This is a genomic window from bacterium (assembly GCA_009926305.1).
Taxonomy (GTDB): domain Bacteria; phylum Bdellovibrionota_C; class UBA2361; order UBA2361; family RFPC01; genus RFPC01.
Genome location: RFPC01000147.1, coordinates 1 through 2907, shown reverse-complemented (window position 1 = coordinate 2907; position 2907 = coordinate 1). Strand labels below are relative to the sequence as shown.

The following is a 2907-nucleotide window of genomic DNA, read 5'->3' as shown; positions in this document are numbered from 1 at the left end:
CGACGAACCGAACATGACTTTACGCAAAAGGAGCCCCTGATTGTTCCGAGCCCATAACTCGTCAAAACTCCCGAACTCAGGAGATGTCGCTCGCCGCAGCTATTGCAGGGGCTCAGCTCTTTTCGTCCCGTTATCTCAATTATTCCCGACTAAATCCGTAAACACGGGAGAGGTGTATCTAGGGTTCTCCTCTCCGTACATAGAATCAATCAGTTAGCAAGTTCGCTGATCACACTCAGATAACGCTAAAGCAACAAGAGCTCTTCAAGGTCGCCAACGACATAGTGAGATAGTAAAGTAAAAAAAGATAGTGGTACCTGAGTACTGGGGGGGATAATGAAAATAGATCTGCGGAAGGCTACAACCTCGAATATAGCGGACGTTTGCAAAATGCATCAGCAATCTTGGTTTGAGGCATTTGGAAGTGATTGCATGTACCCCGAAAATGCCTTGGATAAGTGGAACAACGAACTTCAGAAGGCTGATAGTCTTACCTTCATCGCGTTTTTTGACGACGGGATAGCTGGATACCTTCATTTGACCGCCACTGGCGAATGCCCAGAGATCTCAGATCTGTATGTTATCCCCGCAGCTCGTCGAAGAGGAGTTGCTAGCTTGCTTCTGGAAGAAGTGTTGTGTCAGTTTCCAAATCTTACCCTATGGGTTTCTGAGAGCAATGCTCCGGCAATAGCCCTATACGGGTCAAAAGGTTTTCAGCCCACCGGAAAAGGTAAGAAGGATCCGCGAGCGAGGAGAAATGACAAGAAAATCGAACTCATTTTTTCTAAATAGGCATTGTTTGTATGGCTAGAGAACGATGGCTAAAAATTTGCATTTTCCGCGAATCATTTCAATGACTCAATGAGTTTGCATTCCATACCCGACGTCCCTGAGCGAGATAGATAAGCAAATGCTCCAACTGGATTATTGATTGCGGAAGGGATAGACAAGGGAGCGCCAGACTGAAGTCCAGATTTCAGCACCTTAGGGCAGGTTCGGACTGTGTCCTCTGCCAGAATTTCGTATTTAGAGTCATCAAGAGCTTCATCTGAGCCGTATTTTGAAGCATCTTCGAGAAGCCTTCCCTCATCAGGGTGCCCTGAAGCGAGTTGGCGGAAACTTTTGAGCAGCCGGGCAAGCGGCGTATCAAGAAGTAGCTAACTCAGTAAACAGTGTAAAGCAGCGGGTACAAATAGACGTCTGTAAGTTACTACAATGTGTGACTCATACTCTGTAATAATCCCCTAACCACTGGGAAAGATAACGTTACGCGCATCAGCAACCCGCGCCGCCGTGCACTTTACGATTTTACCACATTAACTTCCTGAAATTACTGTCTGGTTGCCTGATGACGCGATTGGTTATGCCCGCGTGCCACTGAGCTCAAGACGACAATCACCCTCTATTTCTCGATTCCACCTATGTGGAACGAAGAACTACATGGGATAACTCTAAGAAACAGCTCGTTAGCCGCACCCGTCGGCGCCCGGAAGAGACCGTGCTGTACCGGCTTGTCTATGAGTACCGAGATGAGCTCGAATGGAGTTGGGAAGAGCGGTTTCAGCCGGAGTACGGAGCGCTTCGCGATGAAGTGCTTAGCGCGTTCGATGCGTACCTGAACTGCGGCGCATTCTTCTCCACGGATGCGCCCGGGCAGAGTGTGAGAAGTGCAATCACTCTGAGCTGATAGCGTTTTCATGTAAGCGGAGAAATCTTTGTCCTTCGTGTGACGCGAAACGTGCATTAATCTTCGGTGAGCATCTCCATGAGAACGTACTGCTTCCCTATGAGCACTCACACCATTCACTATCCCAAAGCGGCTCCGTCCATTTACTGCAGGACATTAAAAATGTCCGAAAGTCTCCCAGAGGGACAACGCATGCTCCTCGCAAAATATTCTAAAGCGATTAGCTTTAGACCACTCTAGTTATACTCCTCGCCTGCGAGGAGCATTAAGTTTAACCGTAAGCTCCTTGGAAGACTCTACACTGACGCAAAGCTTGCCTGGAACGACCTCGTAGAAGATGCCTTTCCCTCCGATTGGAACACTGGCTCCGTAATGGCGCTTCACACAGCCCAACGATATGCAACTTCCTGCCTCAAATCTCTCAATTCACCCCAACCTACCATAAACTCCACCTCTCATTATGATTTTAAGATTACTTGCCTCTTATATTCCAGAGCCAACACCCAGCTCAGCTACGCCAGGTCTGGAACCATAGTTTTCCTATACAGATTTCGAGTTTAAAGATGCCCTACCTGCTCTCTCCTCTATGATATCTCAGAATGTAACAACCTGCCCAGTATCAGACTCCTGAGAGCTTTCTACGGGCGATCCGTTTGTCCGATGGTATAGAAGCCCTCGGCAGTCATGTTATCGTATCTCGGATCCTCTGAATGCCATCTCCCACATGGCGGCTGACAAACAGTAGCATCGGTGGTCTGTTCTGGGTTAGCTGGATCACGAAATATGACCTCAGAGAGGTTTCCCTTCTCATCACACTTTACGGCTACAGCCTGCACCGTGTGACCGGTAGTAGTTTTATCATCACGATCACCAATATTGATCAGTGCCGCCCCACCCTTTTTAAGGGCTTTCTCAACCGTCTTACAGTTAAATTTCTCCAAGCTCCAACTACACTTCAGATCGCCACCTCCTTTAAGAAGGTCCTTATTGCATTCACATAATCCCTCCATACACTCTGGCTGAAGCTGAAAACCTGGGTCATTCGGGTCCCAACACGGGGTCTTTGTCGCACCGAGCCCTAAGAAGCCACCCCTCTTAAAGCTCTTCAACGAAAGACAATCCTTTAAATCTTTCATATGACTGGCAAAGATCCCCGGAAATTCTCCCCAAACGAGCCCGAGCAATGACTACGCAGAGCCTTTCTTAAGTAATGTTGTTAT

General features: G+C 48.0%; 4 protein-coding genes. 3 read left to right on the top strand and 1 reads right to left on the bottom strand.

The window, feature by feature from the left end; all coding sequences use genetic code 11:
• Positions 1 to 336 precede the first annotated feature (336 nt).
• From EBR25_12975 to EBR25_12965, 3 genes are all read left to right on the top strand, one after another.
• Positions 337 to 792 (top strand): GNAT family N-acetyltransferase, encoded by a 456-nt coding sequence (locus tag EBR25_12975; GenBank protein ID NBW41894.1) that lies wholly within the window; start codon positions 337 to 339, stop codon positions 790 to 792.
• A gap of 706 nt (positions 793 to 1498) precedes the next feature.
• On the top strand, positions 1499 to 1687 hold the full coding sequence (locus EBR25_12970) for a hypothetical protein (protein NBW41893.1): 189 nt from the start codon (positions 1499 to 1501) through the stop codon (positions 1685 to 1687).
• The gene (locus tag EBR25_12965) at positions 1621 to 1902 is read left to right on the top strand and encodes a hypothetical protein (GenBank protein ID NBW41892.1); all 282 of its coding nucleotides are present in this window, start codon (positions 1621 to 1623) and stop codon (positions 1900 to 1902) included. Before EBR25_12970 ends, EBR25_12965 begins: the two co-directional genes overlap by 67 nt.
• Positions 1903 to 2325: 423 nt before the next feature.
• On the opposite strand, the gene EBR25_12960 is transcribed toward EBR25_12965, so the two are convergent.
• A complete protein-coding gene (locus tag EBR25_12960; GenBank protein NBW41891.1) occupies positions 2326 to 2871 on the bottom strand; it encodes a hypothetical protein in 546 nt (181 codons plus the stop codon).
• Positions 2872 to 2907 lie beyond the last annotated feature (36 nt).